General features: G+C 71.1%; 16 protein-coding genes and 1 tRNA gene. 5 read left to right on the top strand and 12 right to left on the bottom strand.

The window, feature by feature from the left end; all coding sequences use genetic code 11:
* Positions 1-84: 84 nt before the first annotated feature.
* The 7 genes from ABFX81_RS09810 to ABFX81_RS09780 form a co-directional block, all read right to left on the bottom strand.
* Positions 85-477 carry a hypothetical protein gene (locus ABFX81_RS09810; protein WP_086846269.1) on the bottom strand — a complete coding sequence of 131 codons (393 nt, stop codon included), beginning with the start codon at positions 475-477 and terminating at the stop codon, positions 85-87.
* 164 nt (positions 478-641) lie between these two features.
* Positions 642-2,669 (bottom strand): Stk1 family PASTA domain-containing Ser/Thr kinase, encoded by a 2,028-nt coding sequence (gene pknB / locus ABFX81_RS09805; protein ID WP_086846272.1) that lies wholly within the window; start codon positions 2,667-2,669, stop codon positions 642-644.
* A 168-nt stretch (positions 2,670-2,837) separates the two neighbouring features.
* Positions 2,838-4,316, bottom strand: coding sequence for a penicillin-binding transpeptidase domain-containing protein (locus ABFX81_RS09800; RefSeq protein ID WP_086846274.1), 1,479 nt, complete (start codon positions 4,314-4,316; stop codon positions 2,838-2,840).
* Positions 4,313-5,752 (bottom strand): FtsW/RodA/SpoVE family cell cycle protein, encoded by a 1,440-nt coding sequence (locus tag ABFX81_RS09795; protein WP_086846276.1) that lies wholly within the window; start codon positions 5,750-5,752, stop codon positions 4,313-4,315. Before ABFX81_RS09795 ends, ABFX81_RS09800 begins: the two co-directional genes overlap by 4 nt.
* Before the next feature lie 27 nt (positions 5,753-5,779).
* On the bottom strand, positions 5,780-7,333 hold the full coding sequence (locus ABFX81_RS09790) for a Stp1/IreP family PP2C-type Ser/Thr phosphatase (RefSeq protein ID WP_346137917.1): 1,554 nt from the start codon (positions 7,331-7,333) through the stop codon (positions 5,780-5,782).
* Positions 7,334-7,465: 132 nt separating this feature from the next.
* Complete coding sequence (locus tag ABFX81_RS09785; protein ID WP_020273104.1) at positions 7,466-7,975, bottom strand: FHA domain-containing protein FhaB/FipA; 510 nt, start codon at positions 7,973-7,975, stop codon at positions 7,466-7,468.
* 10 nt (positions 7,976-7,985) lie between these two features.
* Positions 7,986-8,849 carry an FhaA domain-containing protein gene (locus ABFX81_RS09780; RefSeq protein WP_086846280.1) on the bottom strand — a complete coding sequence of 288 codons (864 nt, stop codon included), beginning with the start codon at positions 8,847-8,849 and terminating at the stop codon, positions 7,986-7,988.
* Positions 8,850-9,323: 474 nt separating this feature from the next.
* Between ABFX81_RS09780 and ABFX81_RS09775 the strand changes: the two genes are divergently transcribed.
* Positions 9,324-9,407: transfer RNA gene (locus tag ABFX81_RS09775), tRNA-Leu, on the top strand.
* Positions 9,408-9,510: 103 nt separating this feature from the next.
* Here the strand turns inward: ABFX81_RS09775 and ABFX81_RS09770 are convergent.
* The 3 genes from ABFX81_RS09770 to ABFX81_RS09760 are packed head-to-tail and all read right to left on the bottom strand — an operon-like array spanning position 9,511 to position 13,269.
* On the bottom strand, positions 9,511-10,044 hold the full coding sequence (locus ABFX81_RS09770) for a winged helix-turn-helix transcriptional regulator (RefSeq protein WP_086846283.1): 534 nt from the start codon (positions 10,042-10,044) through the stop codon (positions 9,511-9,513).
* 58 nt (positions 10,045-10,102) lie between these two features.
* On the bottom strand, positions 10,103-12,550 hold the full coding sequence (locus ABFX81_RS09765) for an FtsX-like permease family protein (protein ID WP_346137916.1): 2,448 nt from the start codon (positions 12,548-12,550) through the stop codon (positions 10,103-10,105).
* Positions 12,544-13,269 (bottom strand): ATP-binding cassette domain-containing protein, encoded by a 726-nt coding sequence (locus tag ABFX81_RS09760; protein ID WP_086852259.1) that lies wholly within the window; start codon positions 13,267-13,269, stop codon positions 12,544-12,546. Before ABFX81_RS09760 ends, ABFX81_RS09765 begins: the two co-directional genes overlap by 7 nt.
* 184 nt (positions 13,270-13,453) lie before the next feature.
* Here ABFX81_RS09760 and ABFX81_RS09755 point away from each other — a divergent pair, with 184 nt between their 5' ends.
* The 4 genes from ABFX81_RS09755 (at position 13,454) to ABFX81_RS09740 (ending at position 17,730) form a co-directional block, all read left to right on the top strand.
* Positions 13,454-14,698, top strand: coding sequence for a sensor domain-containing protein (locus ABFX81_RS09755; protein ID WP_086852261.1), 1,245 nt, complete (start codon positions 13,454-13,456; stop codon positions 14,696-14,698).
* Positions 14,688-15,347 (top strand): response regulator, encoded by a 660-nt coding sequence (locus ABFX81_RS09750; protein WP_346137993.1) that lies wholly within the window; start codon positions 14,688-14,690, stop codon positions 15,345-15,347. Before ABFX81_RS09755 ends, ABFX81_RS09750 begins: the two co-directional genes overlap by 11 nt.
* 126 nt (positions 15,348-15,473) lie before the next feature.
* Complete coding sequence (locus tag ABFX81_RS09745) at positions 15,474-16,223, top strand: ScbR family autoregulator-binding transcription factor (RefSeq protein ID WP_086852265.1); 750 nt, start codon at positions 15,474-15,476, stop codon at positions 16,221-16,223.
* A 166-nt stretch (positions 16,224-16,389) separates the two neighbouring features.
* The gene (locus ABFX81_RS09740; RefSeq protein WP_086852267.1) at positions 16,390-17,730 is read left to right on the top strand and encodes a cytochrome P450; all 1,341 of its coding nucleotides are present in this window, start codon (positions 16,390-16,392) and stop codon (positions 17,728-17,730) included.
* Here ABFX81_RS09740 and ABFX81_RS09735 read toward each other — a convergent pair.
* Positions 17,675-18,610 carry an NAD-dependent epimerase/dehydratase family protein gene (locus tag ABFX81_RS09735; RefSeq protein WP_086852269.1) on the bottom strand — a complete coding sequence of 312 codons (936 nt, stop codon included), beginning with the start codon at positions 18,608-18,610 and terminating at the stop codon, positions 17,675-17,677. The genes ABFX81_RS09740 and ABFX81_RS09735 overlap by 56 nt on opposite strands.
* Complete coding sequence (locus ABFX81_RS09730; protein WP_086852271.1) at positions 18,607-19,722, bottom strand: ScbA/BarX family gamma-butyrolactone biosynthesis protein; 1,116 nt, start codon at positions 19,720-19,722, stop codon at positions 18,607-18,609. The genes ABFX81_RS09735 and ABFX81_RS09730 overlap by 4 nt, the downstream gene beginning before the upstream one ends.
* Between the last annotated feature and the right edge of the window lie 3 nt (positions 19,723-19,725).

Raw genomic sequence — 19,725 nt, 5'->3', positions numbered from 1 at the left:
GGGTGACCTGTAAGGGGGCCCTGCCCGCAGGACATGCGGGCAGGGCCCCCTTAGGTCACTCGTCACTCGTCGTTCCGCCGAGGCTCAGGTGGTGAGGTCGTGCTTGAAGCCGCTGAACTTGTCGCCGCTCTTGATGAGCGAGACACGCACGCCGACCTTGATGTTCTCGGGCACCTGGCTCCCGAAGCACTGGTACTTGTGCGACTGGGCGGGCTGCGTCGTCCTCAGTTCGGCGATCGTCTTGTAGTCGCTCATCCTGAAGAGGTGGATCTCGACGGCGTAACCGTCACTCTGGTCGTCGTAGACCGTGAGGCAGTCCCCGTCGTGACCGAAGGCGCCCTTGCCGCCCGGGTCCCAGTCCGTCGTGTAGACGAAGCCGCTGTTGGTCCCGGCGTTCGCGGTCCCCGTGGCAAGGAACGTCAGGGCGCAGGCAGCGCCGACGACGGCCAGAATTCGCTTCTTGATGATGTCCCCCATTGGTCATGTCGCGTTCAAAACGCGATCAAGACGCATCTTAACCGATCATCGAACTCCGAGGCTCGAACAGCCTGTTCGGACACCCCGCTGCCCGGCTCCGAGGACAGCACAGCGCCCCAGCGCTCTGAGAGTGCTGGGGCGCTCGCCGTACGAGAGGCGACCAGTCAGCCGTCTTCGTTGCGGCTGATGGTGCCTCCGAAGATGCCGCCTCCGCCGTTGCCTCCGCCGTTGTCGCCTCCGCCGTTGTCGCCACCGCCGGCGGTCGTCAGCGTGATGGCCTGACCGCCCGGGTTGTCGACCTCGGTACCCGGCTGCGGATCCTGCTGGGTGACCACGGCATTGTCGTCCTGCGCTCCGGCCACCTGGATGTTGGTGAACCCGTTCTGCTGGAGGATCTGCTTGGCCTGGCCCAGGGTCCGCAGCCGGACCTCCGGCACCTTCGCCTTCTGCTGCTGCTTGGCCTTGCCGACGACGATCTGCACCGACGAGTTCTTGTCGACCTGCTGATTGGCCTGCGGGGTGGTGGAGATGACCTTGCCGACCTGGTTGGGGTCGTCGGTCTCCTGCTCGGTGCACTGACCGGTCAGGTCGTTGGCCTCCATCTGGGACTTCGCCGCGTCACAGGTCTGGCCGACGACGTCCGGCACGGTGGCCTTCTCCTCGGCCTTGGCGATGGTCAGGGTGATCGTCGAACCCTTCTCCACCTCTTCGCCCGTGGTCGGGTTCTGCTCGAGCACGGTGCCCGGGTCCTCGGGGGACGTACGGGTCTCCGTCTCGACCTGGAGCTCGTACTTGCCGTCCTCCAGCTTTTCCTTCGCCTCGTCGAGACTCAGGCCGGTGACGCTGGGGACGGACACCTTCGGCGCGCCCGTCGACACCACGACCTCGACGGTGGAGTTCTTCTTGACCTTGGTCGGAAACTCCGGGTTCTGATCGCAGATCTTGCCCTTGCTCTGGTTCTCGCAGGGCTTTTCGGTCGTACTCAGCTTGAGGTCGCCGTTGACCGCCAGTCTCTTGGCGTCGTCCAGTGTCCGGCCGACCAGGTTGGGGACGGCGACCGTGTCGTTGGCCACGCCGTTGCCGCTGAACGCCCACCGCCCGATCAGGATGGCCCCGACCAGGACGAGGATGCCGGCCACGACCAGCAGGATCGTCGAGGTGTTGGACTTGCGCTGCTGCTGGCGGCGCCGGTCGGGGCGGTCGTCGTAGCCGTAGCCGCCGTCGTCCGGGTTCATGGGGGGCAGCATCGACGTGGCGCCCGCGCCGGAGTCCGCGCGCAGGGCTGTCGTCGGCTGGTCGTCGGGGTAGCCGCCGTAACCCGCCGCGCCCATCGCCGCCGTGGCCGCGACCGGCTGGCCGTCGAGGCAGGCCTCGATGTCGGCGCGCATCTCGTCGGCCGACTGGTAGCGGTAGTCGGGGTCCTTGACCAACGCCTTCAGGACGATGGCGTCCGTCTCGGGCGTGATCTCGGGGTCGAAGACGCTCGGCGCCTGCGGCTCTTCCCGGACGTGCTGGTAGGCCACGGCGACCGGCGAGTCGCCGACGAAGGGGGGCCTCACCGTCAGGAGTTCGTAGAGCAGACAGCCGGTCGAGTAGAGGTCCGACCTGGCGTCGACCTGCTCGCCCTTCGCCTGCTCCGGCGAGAGGTACTGGGCCGTGCCGATGACCGCCGCGGTCTGCGTCATGGTCATGCCCGAGTCGCCCATGGCGCGGGCGATGCCGAAGTCCATCACCTTGACCTGGCCGTTGCGCGTCAGCATGACGTTCGCGGGCTTGATGTCGCGGTGGACGATGCCGTTGCGGTGGGCGTACTCCAGGCCCTGGAGGATGCCGATGGTCATCTCCATCGACCGCTCCGGCAGCAGCTTGCGGCCGGAGTGGAGCAGTTCGCGGAGCGTCGAGCCTTCTACGTACTCCATGACGATGTACGGGATCGAGACCCCGTCGATGTAGTCCTCGCCCGTGTCGTAGACCGCGACGATCGCGGGATGGTTGAGCGAGGCGGCCGACTGGGCCTCCCGGCGGAACCGGGCCTGGAAGGAAGGGTCACGCGCGAGATCCGCGCGCAGCGTCTTCACCGCCACGGTGCGGCCGAGGCGGGTGTCATGCGCGAGGTAGACCTCCGCCATGCCACCACGCCCGAGCACCTGGCCCAGTTCGTACCGGCCGCCGAGGCGACGCGGCTCTTCCATAGCTACCTACCAGCCCTCTCCGTCGGTCCCGACCGGAAGCTTGTACGGTCGGAGGCTGCCGTCCGGGCCTACCGTACCCGGCTCGCTTTGTGTGACCTGGCCAAGCCCGTCAGCCGATACAGGACCGGTATCGCAACGTGCACCGTTGTGAAGCAGACGTGAGCGGAGTCACTGCTTGCTCTTGAGGACCGCCTCCATCACGTTCCTCGCGATCGGCGCCGCGAGGCCGCCGCCGGAGATGTCGTCACGGACGGCGTTGTCGTCCTCGATCACGACCGCCACGGCGACCGGCGTGCTGCCGTCGCTGCCCTTGGCGTAGGAGATGAACCACGCGTAGGGGTTCTCGCTGTTGTTCTCACCGTGCTGGGCGGTACCGGTCTTGCCGCCCACCGTGACGCCCGGGATCTTGGCGTTGGAGCCCGTGCCCTTGTCGACGACCGTCTCCATCATCGACTGGAGCTTCTGGGCGTTCTCCGGGGACAGCGGCTGGCTGAGCTCCTCCGGCTCGGTCCTCGCGATGGTGTCGACGCTGCGCGCCTGGAGCTCCTCGACCATGTACGGCTTCATCAGCTTGCCGTCGTTGGCGACGGCCGAGGCCACCATGGCCATCTGGAGCGGGGTCGCGGCGGTGTTGAACTGGCCGATCGACGACAGCGCGGTCTCCGACGGGTTCATGTCGTCGGAGAACACCGAGGCGTTGGAACGGACCGGCGTGAACTGCTCCTCGGTGAAGCCGAACTTCTTGGCCATGTCCAGCATCTTGTCGTTGCCGAGGTCCGAGCCGATCTTGCCGAAGACGGTGTTGCAGGAGTACTGAAGGGCGACCCGGAGGGTCGCGTTCTTGCAGGGGATGTTGCCCTCGTTCTTCAGCGGAGTCGTGGTGCCCGGCATCGTCCAGGGCAGCGGTGTCTCCGTCTTCTCGTTCGGTTCCGTGTAGAGCCCGTCCTCCAGGGCGGCGGCCGCGGTGACCACCTTGAAGGTGGAACCGGGCGGATAGGTCTCCCGCAGCGCCCGGTTGAGCATCGGGTCGTTCGGGTTGTTCTTCTTCTGGAGCTTCTGCCAGGCGTCGGTGTCCGTCGTCGTGGAGTTCCCGGCGAAGGACGACGGGTCGTACGACGGGTAGGAGGCCAGGGACAGGATCTTGCCGGTGGACGGCTCCAGGGCGACGACGGCGCCCTTGCCCCCCTGCTTCTTCAGGCCGTTGTAGGCGGCCTTCTGCGCGGCGGAGTTCAGCGTCGTGACGACGTTGCCGCCCTCCTGCTTCTTGCCGGTGAGCATGTCGAGGGTGTTGCGGAAGAAGAGCCGGTCGTCGTTGCCGGTGAGGATGCCGTCCTCGATGGACTCCAGCTGGGTGGCGCCGAAGGCCTGCGAGGCGTAGCCGGTGACCGGCGCCCACATCGGGCCGTCCTTGTAGGTGCGCTTGAACTTGTAGTCGCTGCCCGACGTCTCGGCGGAACCGGTGATCGGCTTGCCGTCGACGATGATGTCGCCGCGCGGGGAGGCGTAACGCTCGATGGTGACGCGGCGGTTGTTCTTGTCGGTCCTGAGCTCGTCGGCCTGGACGTACTGGATCCAGTTGTCGCGGATGAGCAGTGCCAGGACGAGCAGACCGCAGAAGACCGCGATCCGGCGCAGGGGCTTGTTCACGGGCGGACCACCTGAGTCATCTCGGCGTCGGGATTGCCGGCCGGGGCCGGCGCCGGGCGGCGTGCGGTGTCGCTGATGCGCAGCAGGATGCCGATCAGGGCCCAGTTGGCGATCACGGAGGAACCGCCGTAGGCCACGAACGGCAGCGTCATACCGGTCAGCGGGATGAGGCCCATCACACCGCCGGCCACGACGAAGACCTGGAGGGCGAAGGCGCCGGACAGGCCGACGGCCAGCAGCTTGCCGAACGGGTCGCGGGCCGCGAGTGCGGTGCGTACGCCCCGCTCGACGATCAGGCCGTAGAGCAGCAGGATCGCCATGACGCCCGCCAGGCCCAGCTCCTCGCCGAAGGTGGCGAGGATGAAGTCGGAGTTGGCGGCGAAGCCGATGAGGTCGGAGTTGCCCTGCCCGAGACCGGTGCCGAGCGTGCCGCCGGAGCCGAAGGCCCACAGGGCCTGCATGGCCTGCTCGGAGTGGACGACGCCGTCCTGGACACCGGCGCGGGAGAGTTCGAACTCGCGCATCGGGTCGAGCCAGGCCTGCACACGAGTCTGGATGTGAGGCTCGAAGCTCGCCACGCCGACGGCGCCGACCGCGGACATCAGCAGACCGAAGACGATCCAGCTGGTCCGCTCGGTGGCGACGTACAGCATGATGACGAACATTCCGAAGAACAGCAGTGACGTACCGAGGTCGGTCTCGAAGACCAGGATGAGGATCGAGATGACCCAGACGACGAGGATCGGACCCAGGTCGCGGCCCCGCGGCAGGTACAGGCCCATGAAGCGGCGGCTGGCCAGGGCGAGGGCGTCTCTCTTGACCATGAGGTAGCCGGCGAAGAAGACCGCCAAGGCGATCTTGGCGAACTCACCGGGCTGGAGCGTGCCGAGGCCGGGGATCTTGATCCAGATCTTGGCGCCGTAGATGTTCGCGCCGAGTCCCGGCACGAGCGGCAGGATCAGCAGGAACAGCGCGCCGGCCATGGAGATGTAGGTGTAGCGCTGCAGGACGCGGTGGTCCTTGAGGAAGATCAGTACGACCGCCAGCAGGGCGACGCCCATCGCCGAGTACAGCAGCTGGCGCGGTGCGGCTTCGGCGTAGTTGCTGAGTCGCTTGGACTGGTCCAGACGCCAGATGGCGACCAGGCCGAGCCCGTTCAGCAGCGTCGCCAGCGGCAGCATCAGCGGGTCCGCGTACGGCGCGAACTTTCGTACGACCAGATGGCCGACGCCCGCCAGCAGGCCGAGTCCGAGGCCGTAACTCAACAGGCCCGGCGGCACCGTGTCGTTGAGGGCCAGCCCGACGTTGGCATAGGCGAACACCGGAATGACCACGGCGAACGCCAGTAGCGCCAGCTCGGTGTTGCGCCGGCTCGGCGCACCGATCGCGCCGATCGTGGACGTGTGGTGCGTCGGCGATGTGTTCGTACCGCTCATCGTGTAACAGGGCCTCTCACGGCTTGCCTACTGCTTACCGCACAGCGAGACGACCTTCTGCTCTTCCTCCGAGAGGCTGGGGCCGGGGCTGGGAGTAGGTGCGGTCGTGGACGGGTTCGGGGACTTCTCAGGCGCCGACGGCGAGCCCGACGGGTTCGACGGGTTCGGCGTCGGTGTGGCCTTGGACGTGAAGGAGGCGGGAGTGGTTCCCGTGGTGCCCCCGGCCTCGCCTTCGCCGGTCTTGGAGTTGTTCTGGCTCTCGGCTTGGCGCCGCTGCGCCTCCTTCTTGCACGCGGAGGCCTGCACCGACAGTTCCTGGATCTTCGCCTGGGCGTTCTCCAGCCCGCCCTCGGCGATGGTCGCCTCGACCAGCTTCTGCTGGTAGGGCGGCAGGTACTTGAGTTCGATCTCGGGGTGGTCCTTCTCGACCTTCGAGAGCGACACCCACGCCAGGTCCTGGCTGATGCCCCGGTACAGCGCGACGTGCTCGCCCTCGGCGCCGACGTAGTACTGCGTCTGCGTCCAGCGCCAGCCGCCGTACAGGCCGCCGCCGATGACGGCCAGCGCGAGGGCGCCGTAGAAGGATCTCTTCAGCCAGCGGCCCTTCTTGCGGGGCTTGTCGAAGTCGTCGTCGCCGTAGCCCAGGCCGGCCGCCGGGATGTAGCCGGTGGTGTCGCCGGAGCCGGGCGGGCCGAACTCGCCGCCGCCGCCCTGGCCGTGCCCCTGGCGGCCGAGCCCGGAGGCACGGCCGGCGGGGGTCTGCATGAAGGAGTTGTCCTGCAACTGGTGCTGGTTCTCGGCGACGGCGCCGACCACGACCGGGGTGTCGGACAGCTGCCCCGCGAGGGTGTCACCGGTGTCGAGGTCGAGGACGTCGGCGACGATGACGGTGATGTTGTCCGGGCCGCCGCCGCGCAGCGCCAGCTCGATCAGGTTCTGGACGGTCTCCTGGGGGCCCTGGTAGCTGGCGAGGGTGTCCTCCAGGGTCTGGTGGGACACCACACCGGACAGGCCGTCGGAGCAGATCAGGTAGCGGTCGCCGGCGCGGACCTCGCGGATGGACAGGTCCGGTTCGACGTGGTCGCCGCTGCCGAGGGCGCGCATGAGGAGCGAGCGCTGCGGGTGGGTGGTGGCCTCTTCCTCGGTGATGCGGCCCTCGTCGACCAGGCGCTGCACCCAGGTGTGGTCCTGTGTGATCTGCGTCAGGACGCCGTCGCGGAGGAGGTACGCGCGGGAGTCGCCGACGTGTACCAGGCCGAGGCGCTGGCCGGTCCAGAGCAGGGCGGTGAGGGTGGTCCCCATGCCCTCCAGCTGGGGGTCCTCCTCGACCATCGAGCGCAGCTGGTCGTTGGCGCGCTGCACGGCCGTGCCGAGCGAGGTGAGGATGTCGGAGCCGGGGACGTCGTCGTCGAGCGCGACGATCGTGGAGATGGCCTCGGAGGAGGCGACCTCGCCCGCCGCGGCGCCGCCCATGCCGTCGGCGATGGCGAGCAGGCGCGGGCCGGCGTATCCGGAGTCCTCGTTGCCCTCCCGGATCATCCCCTTGTGCGATCCGGCCGCGAAGCGCAGTGACAGACTCATGCGCACCTCGCCTGTCGGCTCCGGGTACAGCCGGTCGTGTCGAGCCACACTGCCCACCCTCCGGTCGGGAGCGCGCCGGGGCCCGGGGTGGGGCCCGCCACTGCGTGCTCGCTCCGCTCGCTCATTGTCGTACTACTTCCGCAGCTCGATGACGGTCTTGCCGATGCGGATCGGCGCGCCCAGCGCAATCGGTGTGGGAGTCGTCAGCCGGTTCCGGTCCAGGTACGTGCCGTTGGTGGAGCCGAGGTCCTCGACGATCCACTGGCCGTCGCGGTCCGGATAGATCCTGGCATGGCGGCTGGAGGCGTAGTCGTCGTCCAGCACGATCGTCGAGTCGTGCGCCCGGCCCAGGGTGATGGTCTGGCCCTGGAGCGCGACCGTGGTGCCGGTGAGGGTGCCCTCGGTCACGACCAGCTTGGTGGGGGCGTTACGGCCGCGCCGGCCGCCGCCGGACTGCTGGCGCTGCTGCGGCGGCGCCTGGCGGGCGGCCTGCTGCTGCCGGCCGGCCTCCCGGCGCGATCCGCGCTGGGTGACGCGCGTACCGAACAGGTCGCTCCGGATGACCTGCACGGCCACGATCACGAACAGCCACAGAACGGCCAGGAAACCCAGCCGCATGACCGTGAGGGTCAGCTCTGACATTGCCCCCGCTTCACCCTTCGGCTTGCCGGTAAATGATGGTGGTGCTGCCCACGACGATCCGCGAGCCGTCGCGGAGCGTAGCGCGGGTGGTGTGCTGCCCGTCCACCACGATGCCGTTGGTGGATCCGAGATCCTGGATCGTCGAGGGCGTTCCGGTCCGGATCTCACAGTGCCGGCGGGAGACGCCGGGGTCGTCGATCCGCACGTCGGCGTCGGTGCTGCGGCCCAGCACCAGCGTCGGGCGGGAGATCTGATGGCGCGTGCCGTTGATCTCGATCCAGTGGCGGGTGCGTCCGCCGGCCGCCGGGGCGGCCGGGGGTCGCTGGGCGCCCGCGGGCTGCGGGTAGCCGTACCCGCCGGGGCGGCCGCCGGGCGGCGGCGCGGCCGGCATGGGCGGGGCGCCCGCGGGCGCGGCGGCCGGCGGGTAGCCGTACCCGCCGGGGCGTCCGGCGGGCGGGGCAGCGGGCGCGGCGGCGCCTGACGGGGCCTGCTGGCTGCTGGAGGAGGCGAGCGTACGGCTGCGCACCCGGTACAGGCCGGTGTCCAGGTCCTCCGCCTTCTCCAGGTGCACCTTGATCGGGCCCATGAAGGTGTAGCGCTGCTGCTTGGCGTAGTCACGCACCATGCCGGCCAGCTCGTCACCGAGCTGGCCGGAGTAGGGGCTGAGCCGCTCGAAGTCCGGCGTGCTCAGCTCCACGATGAAGTCGTTGGGTACGACCGTGCGGTCGCGGTTCCAGATGGTGGCGTTGTTGTCACACTCGCGCTGGAGCGCGCCGGCGATCTCCACGGGCTGGACCTCGGACTTGAACACCTTGGCGAAGGTGCCGTTGACCAGACCTTCGAGACGCTGCTCGAACTTCTTCAGGACTCCCATGGGGCACCTCCTCCGTCGCTGCCGTCCTGTGTACTGCCCTGCGGGCCGCTTGCCTGGTACTGCTTACTGATCGTATCCACGCGCCGCTCGATCGGCTGGTTCCCCCTGTCAGCACGGCCGACGGATGTCGACGCATGACGAAGTTCCCTGTGGAGCTCCCCTTCGAACTCCTCCGGTGGTACGGCTGCCGCGCAACCGCTCTCGCGTACTCCTGACAAGGATCGTAGAGGCGGCCGGAGACCAGTGTCCCGCACCCGACTGTGGACCCCGACCCCCTGCTGGGGAGACGGGGGGTACCGGTACGAGGTTGATACGTGCAGCGCTACGCGTTGATACGTGGCCAGGACACCGAAGGCTCGGAGGCGGGTCTGCCTGCGGAAGAAGGGATGTGAATCCACCCCGCCCCGCGTGCTAATGTTCTGGGTGTCGGAAGGCGCCGGGCCCCTAGGGGCAGGAGCCCACGACACACCCAATGCGCGGGTGGCGGAATAGGCAGACGCGCTGGATTCAGGTTCCAGTGCCCGCAAGGGCGTGGGGGTTCAACTCCCCCCTCGCGCACCGTCGGAACGGGCGGCATCGATCAGATGCCGCCCGTTTCTCGTGTCTGCGGATGTGATGGTTGTCTCGCGGCACCTGGGGTTGCGCTGGTGTGAGGAAGCTCTCAGGCCTGGCCGGCTCGGGCGTCCCCCAGCGATCGGCCGGGGGCGAAGCGTTCCCGTACGGCGGGGTCGTCGAGGAGGCGGGCCGGGTAGCCGGGGCCGGTGCGGGCGGTCATGTCCTGGTGGCGCAGTTGCTCGCCGCAGGAAGAGCAGACGACCCGGGCCTCGGTGTCGTGGTCGCAGGGCGTGTGGTGCAGGACCACCGGGGCGCCCTCGTCGCCGGCCAGCCAGCGGTCGCCCCAGGCGTTGATCGCGGCGAGCACACCGAAGAAGTCGCGGCCCTTGTCCGTCAGCAGGTACTCGTGGCGGACCGGGTCGCTCTGGTAGGCCTGCCGCCGCAGCAGGCCCTCGGCCTCCAGGCGCCGCAGCCGGTCGGTGAGGGTGTTGCGGGCGATGCCGAGCGAGCCGATGAAGCCGTCGAAGCGGGATTCGCCGTAGAAGACCTCGCGCAGCACCAGCAGGCTCCAGGCGTCGCCCAGGATGTCGGCGGTGCGGGCGATGGAGCAGGGCCAGGTGTCGAACGAGGTCCGTTTCACGGCTGCCAGACTATCGGTTTCATCATGAGATGGACCGGCCTCGGCGTCCCCGGGCCTGTCACTCCCGTACGCCCGCCAGTTCCGCCGGACGGCGGCGCAGGGTGAGGGCGGCCGGGGCGAGTGCGCTGGTCGTGGCGAGGAGGGCGCAGACGGCTGTGGTCGTGCCGAGGGCCTGCCACGGGAGCTCGATCGTGACCGGGGCCGACAGCAGGGCGAGGGCGCCGGCCATGCCGGCCAGGTTGAGGGCGGCGACCAGGAGGCCGAGGAGGGCGCCGGCCGCCACGACCGTCAGGGCCTCGGCGCCGGTCAGCCGCAGGACCTGCCACCGGGTGGCTCCGGCCAGCCGCAGGACGGCCAGGTCGCGGGCCCGGTCGGACGTCGCCATGACCATGGTGTTGGCCACGGAGATGCCCGTGTAGAGGAGCGCGATGCCGAGGACCAGCAGGAGGCCGAGGCGGGTGGTGCGGTTCGTCTCGGGGTGGGTGGCCCGGATCCACGCGTCGCGGGTGAGGACCTGTCCGTTCCCGGGGCCGAGTGCCCTGCGCAGGGCGGTGGCGACGGCGGTCGGGTCGGCGTCGTCGCTCAGGGCCACGTCGATCCGGTCGACGGTGGCGCCGGGGGCGTTGCGAGGGGTGACGTAGACGCCGTTGTCGCCGGTGCCGGTGGTCATCACCGCGGCGATCCGCAGGGTGCGCGGCGTTCCGTCGCCGAGCCAGACGCGGACCCGGTCGCCCACCCGGTGCCGCTGCCACTCCTCGTTGACGATGATCGAGTCGTCGTCGAGGCCGCTCACCTCGCCGGCGGCCAGCGGGAGGCGGGTGGTGGCCGCGAGGGGGCCGGGGGTGGCGGCGCGGGCCTCGGAGCGGACGAGGGCGACGTCGTCCTCCAGGACGTGGACGGCCGTCGACGACGTCGGCGACATCTCGGCGCCCGGGACGGCGCGCAGTCGGCGCAGGGCGGCCTCGTCGAAGCCGGTGCCGGCGGGCGGGGTCAGGACGAAGGCGGCGGTGGTGCGCTCGCTCGTCTCGGTGGTCTTCGCCCGGTTCAGGGTCGCGGTCGCGCCGAGCAGGGAACCCGCGAGGGCGACGGTGACCAGGACGGGGGCCGCGAGCGCGGCGGTACGGCGCATCCCGGCGGCGGTGTTCTCGCGGACCAGCATGGCGCAGGCACCCGGCAGCCGCGTCAGCAGCCGGATCAGGGGGCGCAGCACGAGTGGGGAGAGCAGGGAGGCCGCGGTGATCAGCAGCATCGGGCGGCTGATGTAGGACTTGCGGTGCAGCAGGTCGGCCGGGTCCCCGGCCAGGGACAGGACCAGGGTGACCGCGGCCGTCAGCAGCAGGGCCGTGCCGTACAGCAGGCGGCCCCGGGTGAGCGTCCTGCTTTCCGCCGAGGCCTCGCGCAGTGCCTCGGTGGGGCCGGTGCGGCCGGCCCGCCAGGACGCCGCGGTCGCTCCGCACAGCGCGACGAGCAAGCCGGTCCAGAAGGCCGCGTGGTACGGCCAGGTGTGGTCGCCGATGGTGAACCAGGCCGGGGCGAGGCCGTTGTCGACGACCCAGGACGCCAGGCGGGGCGCCGCGTGGGAGCCGAGGGCGCAGCCGGTGGCCGAGGCGAGGACGCCGACGGCGAGGGCCTCGGCGAGGACGCTCCGGCGGATCTGGCCCGGGGTGGCCCCGGCGGTGCGCAGCAGGGCGAACTCCCGGCGCCGCTGGGCGACCGCGAAGGCGAAGGTCGACGCCACGACGAAGACCGACACGAAGGCGGTGACGCCGCCGGCGGTGCCGAACAGGGAGTTCATCGCCGTGAGCGCCTCGCTGTCCCGGCCGGGGTCGGCGTCGGCGAGCCGGCGGGCGTTCCCGGTGAGGACCTGGGCGCTGCCGCCCACCGCCTCCCGTACGGCTGCCGGATCGGCCTCGACAGCCAGCTGGGTGACCGAGGGGGACAGCTGCGCCGCGCGGGCGTCGGTGAAGAACACGGCGTTCTCGAAGCCGCGTGAGGTGAGCGTGCCGACGACGCGTAGCGGGCCCCGGTCGGTGTGGAGCTGCCGGCCCGGGCGCGTCCAGTCGCCGGTGACGGCGACCTCGTCGGCGGTGCGGGGGGCCCGTCCGGTGGCGAGGTCGTAGGGGGCGAACGCGGCGGTGGACCAGGGGTGGCCGACCAGGTCCGCGGGGGCGTCCGTGGCTTTCGTGGCGCGGACGGTGAAGGACCTGTCCGCCACGACCGGGCCCAGCTCCCGCAAGTCGGCGAGGGTCGCGGCGGGGACCGGGCGCGGGTGGGCGAGCCGGGACTCGCGGTCGCCGATCGGGGTCGGTACGCGCAGCGTGTCCTGGCTCTTGACGACCACCGGCGCCGCCGCGAAGCGTTCGGGGGCGCGCTCCGGGGCGGTGGCCGACGAGGCCAGGGCCAGGCCCGTCACGGTCAGCAGTGCCACGCCCAGACAGAGCGCGACGAAGCTGCCGGTGAAGGTAACCCAGCGGGTGCGCAGGGTGCGCAGGGCGACGCTCAGCACGGCACGGTCTCCAGTCGGGTCATGCGCGCGGCGACGGCGTCGGCGCTCGGAGCGGTCAACTCCCCGTGGACGCGGCCGTCGACGAGGAACAGCACGCGGTCGGCGTGGGCGGCGGCCACCGGATCGTGCGTGACCATGACGACCGTCTGGCCCTCGCGGTCGACCATGCCGCGCAGCAGCCCGAGCACCTCGTGGCCGGCCCGCGTGTCCAGGGCGCCGGTCGGTTCGTCGGCGAACAGCACGTCCGGGCGGGTGATCAACGCACGGGCCAGGGCGACGCGTTGCTGCTGTCCGCCGGACAGCTGCCCGGGTCTGTGCCGGGCCCGTTCGGCGAGACCGACCTGCTGGAGCGCCTGGCGCACCCGGGCCTTCGGGACGCGCCGGCCGGCCAGGCGCAGAGGCAGGGCGACGTTCTGTTCGGCGGTCAGCGCGGGCAGCAGGTTGAACGCCTGGAAGACGAACCCGACGCGCTCGCGGCGCAGCAGGGTCAGCCGCCGCTCGCTCAGTCCGGTCAGTTCCCTACCGGCGACCGTGACCGAGCCGGAGGTGGGCCGGTCCAGGCCGGCGGCGCACTGGAGCAGGGTCGACTTGCCGGAGCCGGAGGGGCCCATGACGGCGGTGAAGCTCCCGGCGGGGAATGCCAAGGTGACGTCGTCGAGCGCGGTCACGGGTCCGTACGCCCTGGTGACGGAGTCCAGCCGGATGGCATCGTGTGTCATGGGTTCCCCCTGGTGTCGGTGTCGCTTCCACGAAACCGAGTGGGGGCGGGTCGGCGCAGTGCGGCGGGGCCTAGACCTGGGGTAGGGCCAGGCATACCCTCCGGCCTCCGCCTGAGCCCATGGCCGCCGCCCCGGCCCGGCTTCTACGGTGATCCCCATGCATCCTCGGAACGTGTGGCAGGCCATGTCCCGCCCCGGCTATCTGCTGCGGGCGTGGCCGTGGCGGTCGGCCGGATACCTGCTCACCGGCGCGGTGACCGGGGCCGTCGTGCTCGTGGGGATCGTGATCTCGGTGGTGGCCGGCGGAGTGCTCGCCCTCGCGCTGGTGGGGCTGCCCCTGCTGCTGGGGACGGCCCTGGCGGGCATACCGGTGGCGGCTCTCGAGCGGTTCCGGCTGCGGCTGGTCGACGCGGAGCCGGCGTCCGACCCGCACGAGACGCCCGGGGAGCCGGGGCTGCGGGCCTGGCTGTCGACCCGGTTGCGGGAGCGGGCCACCTGGCGGGAGCTGGGCCACGCCCTGCTGTTCGCGGGACTGTTGTGGCCGGTCGACGCTCTCGCGTTCGCCGCCTTCCTGCTGGGGCCGCTCTCCGTGGTGGCGACTCCGCTGATCATGGCCGTCCTCGGAGAGGCGAAGGTGCTCAAGGTGTGGCTGGTCACCACCTGGCCGGCCGCCGTCGGGTTCGCCGTCCTCGGACTGGTCCTGCTCGCCCTGGGCGCCTACCTGCTGGGCGTCGCGGCCGGTGCGCGGGCCGGGCTGGCGCGGCTGCTGATCGCCCCGTACGAGGCCGACCTGGGGGCCAGGGTGGTCGAACTGGCCCGTTCCCGGGTGCGGTTGGTGGACGCGTTCGAGGCGGAACGGCGGCGGATCGAGCGCGATCTGCACGACGGGGCGCAGCAGCGGCTCGTCGCGCTGACGATGACGCTGGGCCTGGCCCGGCTGGACGCCCCGCCGGGCCCGCTGGCCGACCAGCTCGCCAAGGCCCACGAGGAGGCGGGCACGGCCCTCGCGGAACTGCGCGAGCTCATCCACGGCATCCACCCCAAGGTCCTCGCCGACTACGGCCTCGAAGCCGCCGTCGCCGACGCCGCCGACCGCTCGGCCGTGCCCGTGGACGTCGATCTGGAGCTGCCCGGGCGGCTCTCCCAAGCCGTCGAGGCCGCCGCGTACTTCGTGGTGTGCGAGGCGCTCGCCAACGTGGGCAGGCACAGCGGGGCGAGCCGGGCGGAGGTGAGCGGCGGACTGAGCGACGGCCGGCTGGTCCTTCAGGTCCACGACGACGGGCGCGGCGGTGCGCGGGCCGGGCAGGGCAGCGGACTGACCGGACTCGCCGACCGGGTGTCGGTGCTCGATGGCAGACTCTCCCTGTCCAGTCCGCCCGGCGGACCGACCCTGCTGCGTGTGGAGATCCCCTGTGGCCCTGCGAGTTGAGCGACCGCTGCGGGTGGTCCTGGCCGAGGACAGCGTGCTGCTGCGGGACGGGCTCGTCGGGCTGCTCGAACGCTGCGGACACGAGGTCGTCGCGGCCGTGGGGGACGCCGGGGCGCTGATCACGGCCGTCGAGGAGCACACCCCCGACGTGGTCGTGACGGACGTGCGGATGCCGCCCGGGTTCCAGGACGAGGGCCTGCACGCGGCGGTGCGGCTGCGCGGGGACCGGCCCACGCTGCCCGTCCTGGTCCTCAGCCAGTACGTGCAGCGCCGCTACGCCGCCGAGCTGCTGGACTCCGGTGACGGCACGGGCGTGGGCTATCTGCTCAAGGACCGCGTCGGCCAGGTCGAAGAGTTCGTCGAGGCGCTCGGCGAGGTGGCCGACGGCGGCACGGTCGTCGATCCCGAGGTCGTACGGCAGTTGCTGCGCCGCCGCCGTGACCCGCTGGAGCGTCTCACCCCGCGCGAGCGGGAGGTGCTGGCGCTGATCGCGGAGGGCAGGTCCAACGGCGCGATCGCCCGCGAACTGGTCGTCTCCGAGGCGGCCGTCGGCAAGCACATCTCCGGCATCCTCACCAAGCTGAATCTGCCGCCGGCGGACGAGACCCATCGCCGGGTGCTGGCCGTGCTGGCGTTTCTGCGGGCGTAGGCGCGCGGTCGGGCCTGGCGGTCGGCCCCGGCCGGACCCAATGCCTTCCACGCATACGCGCGTTGTGGAAAAACCAGCGAGTTGGTTTCATTGCGTCGCCATCAGAGCCCTCCACGGGAGCCAGGGGTGACCAAACAGGACCGGGCCGTCCGGACCCGTCTCGCGCTGATCCGGTCGGCGGCCGAGCACTTCGAGGCACGGGGATACGTCCGGGCCAGTCTGTCGGAGATCAGCGCGGGAGCCGGTGTCAGCTCCGGCGCGCTGCACTTCCACTTCGCGAACAAGGCCGCCGTGGCCGAGGCCGTCGAGCACGCGGCCGCCCGTGCCCTGCGCCGGGTCGCGGGCCGCGGCCGCGGCGGCGAAGGGTGCGCCCTCCAGCGCCTCGTGGACGTCACGCACCACGTCGCCCGGCTGCTGTGCGCCGACGTGGTGGTGCGCGCGGGGTTGCGGCTCAACGCCGAGGCGGTCGCCGGGCGGGTGCGGGACCTGCGCCGGGAGTGGCGGGAGTGCGTGCACGCGCTGCTGGCCGAGGCTGAGCGCAGGGGCGAACTCGCCGCCGGGATGCCGCCGCACCGCTCCAGCGCCGTCGTCCTCGCCGCCACGACCGGCATCGAGGTGCTGGCCCGGGAGGACCCCGGCTGGCTCACCCGTCCCTCCCTGACCGACCTGTGGCACCTGCTCCTGCCGTGCGTGGCCGCCCCGCACCTGGCCGGCGCGCTGGACCCGGCCGGGACGGAGCCGGAGCACGCGGCGCCCGAGGCCGGCAGGAACGCGGACGTCGGCAGGGACGCGGCTATCGGCAGTGACGCGGACGTCGGCAGGGACACCGACGGGGCGTTGGAGGAACCGGGCCGGGCGGGGCTCGCGCTGCGATAGCGAGCGTCCCGGTCGACTTTCGGTCGGCTTTCCGGACGGCTTCCGGTCGGTCTTCCCATGGCCGGCAGTCATTGAAGTGGTGGCCAAAACAAACCGGTTGCCAAGTTTTTTCGTCACTTCGATCGCACGATGGTTCCCCAGCCTCTGGACCAAGGAGCGATGAGTCATGGCACAGCAGGCCTGCCCCTTCCTGGCGATCGACCCGTCCGGCCAGGACCTCTACGACGAGATAGCCCGGATCCGGGCCCGGGGACCCGCCGTGGAGGTCGAACTCCCGGGCGGCGTACGGGCGTGGTGGATCAACGGCCTGGAGCTGAACAAGCGGCTCCTGGCCGGACCCGAGACGAGCAAGGACGCCTTCCAGCACTGGCCGGCCTGGATCAACGGGGACATCTCCCGCACCTGGCCGCTCGCGATCTGGGTGTCGGTGCGCAACATGGTCACGGCCTACGGCGCCGACCACAGCCGGCTGCGCAAGCCGATGTCCGCCGCCTTCACCAAGCGCCGCGTCGACGCGCTGCTCCCACGCGTCCAGGAGATCGTCGACCGGGCCCTGGACGACCTGGAGCGGACCCCCGAGGGCGAAGTCGTCGACCTGAGGGCGGCGTTCGCGGCGCCGATACCGCACGAGGTGGTGTGCGAACTCTTCGGCGTTCCGCCGGGTGAGGACGGTCCGCGAGGGGCCCTCTACCGCATCATCAACCGCTTCTTCGACACGGCGATCTCCCTGGAGGACGCCCAGGCCAACGGGGTCGAGCTGTACGGCACGCTGACCGCGTTCCTCCAGTACAAGCGCGAGCACCCGGCCGACGACCTCACGACGGCCCTGATGACCGCGCACGACGAAGGCAGCCTCAGCGAACAGGAGTTGATGGACAACCTGATCCTGCTGCTCACCGCTGGCTTCGAGACGACCGTCAACCTCATCGACAACACCGTGCACAGCCTGCTCGCCCACCCCGACCAGCTCGAACTCGTCCGCTCCGGGCAGGTGACCTGGGAGGACGCCATCGAGGAGTCACTGCGTTTCGAGGCGCCCGGTGCCATGTCGGGCCTGCGCTACGCCGTCGAGGACATCGAGATCGAACCAGGCCTGACGATCCCGAAGGGTGATCCCGTCGTGGTCTCCTTCGCCGGTGCCGGACGCGACCCAGAGCGGCACGGGCCGGACGCCGAACGGTTCGACGTCACCCGGTCCACCAGCCGCGACCACGTCTCCTTCGGTCACGGCGTGCACCACTGCCTGGGCCGGCCCCTGGCCATGGCCGAGGCGACGGTGGCTCTGACGTCCCTGTTCGACCGGTTCCCGAGGCTGGCCCTGGCCGATCCGTCCCGGCCTCCGAAGCGGCTGCGCTCCATCATCTCCACGGGGCACCAGGAGCTGCCCGTGCTGCTGCACGGCCGCGATGGCGGGCCGGTACCTGGCCCGCGTGCGGAGGAGGCGGAGGCGATCAGGAGGCTTTCCGGCCTTGGAGGAACGAGCGGTACCAGGGTGCCGCGCGTCTGAATCCGGCCGCGAATCCCTCGCCGGGGGAGCAGTCGAGGTCCTTCCAGAAGGCGTCGTCCACGAACCAGTGGTCGACCGTGAGCATGCCGAGGTGATGGAGGGCGAGCGGCTTCCCGGCGGCCCGGTCCAGGGCGGTGGCGACGTCCACCGCCGCACCGCCGCCGGGCTCCCCCAGCAGTGAGCCCGCCGCCCCGAGCAGGTCCGAGGCCCCCACGGGCTCGGGGTGGTTGACGTGGTGCACACCGCCGTCGTGCGCCGGGGACAGGGCCGCGGCCACCACCGCACGGCCCAGGGTGTCCACGTCGATCACCGACTGGAGCGCCTCGCAGCCGGTCAGGGTCGCCGACAACTCGCCCAGGAGCCACACCAGTCCGGGGACGACCCACCGGTCGCCCTCGCCGTACACGAGGTGCGGGCGCAGCACCAGGCCGCCCGCGTCGAGGACGTGCCGTTCGGCGGCGGCCCGGGTGCGGCTGGTGGCCGACGCCGGGGCGATCGGCACTTCCCCGGGGCGCACTCCGCGGAAGGGGCCCCGGCCGTACACGGCGGCCGTGCTCACGTACACGATCCGGCGCACCCCGGCGCGCACGGCCTCCTCGACCAGGGCCCGTGTGCCCAGGTCGTTGACGGCCTCGACGGTCTCGGCGTCGCCGCCGACCCGCGTGGCGCAGTGCACCAGGACGTCGGCGCCCGCGCAGGTGCCGCGCAGGGAGAGCGGGTCGGACAGATCGCCGTGGACGGACGTGCCGGGCGTGGCTCCCGGTGGTGGGGTACGGCGTGACAAGTGCCGTACGCGGACGCCGTGTTGCCGGTGTGCGGCGGCCGCGACCCTGCTGCCGACGAAGCCGCTCCCGCCCGTGACCAGAAGATCGACCGTCACGACAGCGACCGTACCCGGGCCGGCTGCGCGCAGGTCAGCGTGGCGCTGAAGACGGACTCACCGTCCTGCCGCCCGGATACCCGGACGGTCGTCTCTCCTGGATCTTCCGGATCTCCTGGATCCCCCGGGTTTCCCGGGTTCTCGTCGAGCACCTCCGTCTCGATCCAGCACGGGGTGTGCAGCTCGGCGTACCGGGCGAAGGTCGCCGTCATCGAGCGGGGCAGGAAGGGGTGCCGGCCGGACGCGGCGGCCGCCGCCTGCCGGGCCGCCTCGAACAGGACCATGCCGGGCACGTGGTCGTTGGGCCGCGGGAAGAGCACGGGATGGCCGGTGTCCACGCGCAGCCGCCAGACGCCGGGGCGGTCGGAGGGGGCGAGGACGACGTCCTCGGCGCGGGAGCGGCCGGCGAGCGCCGGGGATATGCCCGGCAGCAGCGGCACCGGTGTGCCCAGTGCGGCCAGCTGCTTCTGCCGCAGACGGCGGTAGGCGAGCGGTGAGGTGCAGCCGGTGCTGCCGGTGCCGCGGGCGATGAAGCGTCCCGCACGGCGGAACTCCATGGTGGTCCGCATGCTGTGCAGGCCGCGACCGCGACGGCGTATCTCGGAGCACACGACGTCGACGTCGACCGGCTCGGCGGCGTCCGACAGCAGGAGCGCGGACGGGTCGGTGTGGACCGTCAGGTCCCACATGACGAAGTGGGTGTCGGCGGGGGCTCCGAACTCGGCGTGCGCGAGCACCATCGAGGCCTGCCGCAACGTTTCTCCCACGATCATCGGATCTTGGTGGTGGTCGTCCACGGGGCCGAAGAAGGGATGCGTGGCCGGCCAGTGAGCGGTGAAGCGGAAGCGGGTTTCGGAGATACGGCGCCACTGGGTGGGGAAGACATCTGCTTCTGTGGTGCGGTGGGCGAGTTCCTTGGTGACCGAGGTGGGTTCGGAGGGTTGCGTGGGTTCGACGGCTGCGGCGGCTGCGGCGGCTTCGGGGGGATCGACGGGATCGACGGCTGCGGCTTGTGGCGCGTTCTCGACGGCCGCAGTGGATCTGTTTGCCGGACGGCACTCCTGTCCGGTCTGATCGTCCGTGGGTGCGCTTAAAGGTTCTGACTGCGGCATGAG

This window comes from Streptomyces coeruleofuscus (assembly GCF_039532725.1).
In the GTDB taxonomy this organism is placed as follows: domain Bacteria; phylum Actinomycetota; class Actinomycetes; order Streptomycetales; family Streptomycetaceae; genus Streptomyces; species Streptomyces coeruleofuscus.
This window is presented reverse-complemented; position numbering and strand designations above follow the sequence as displayed.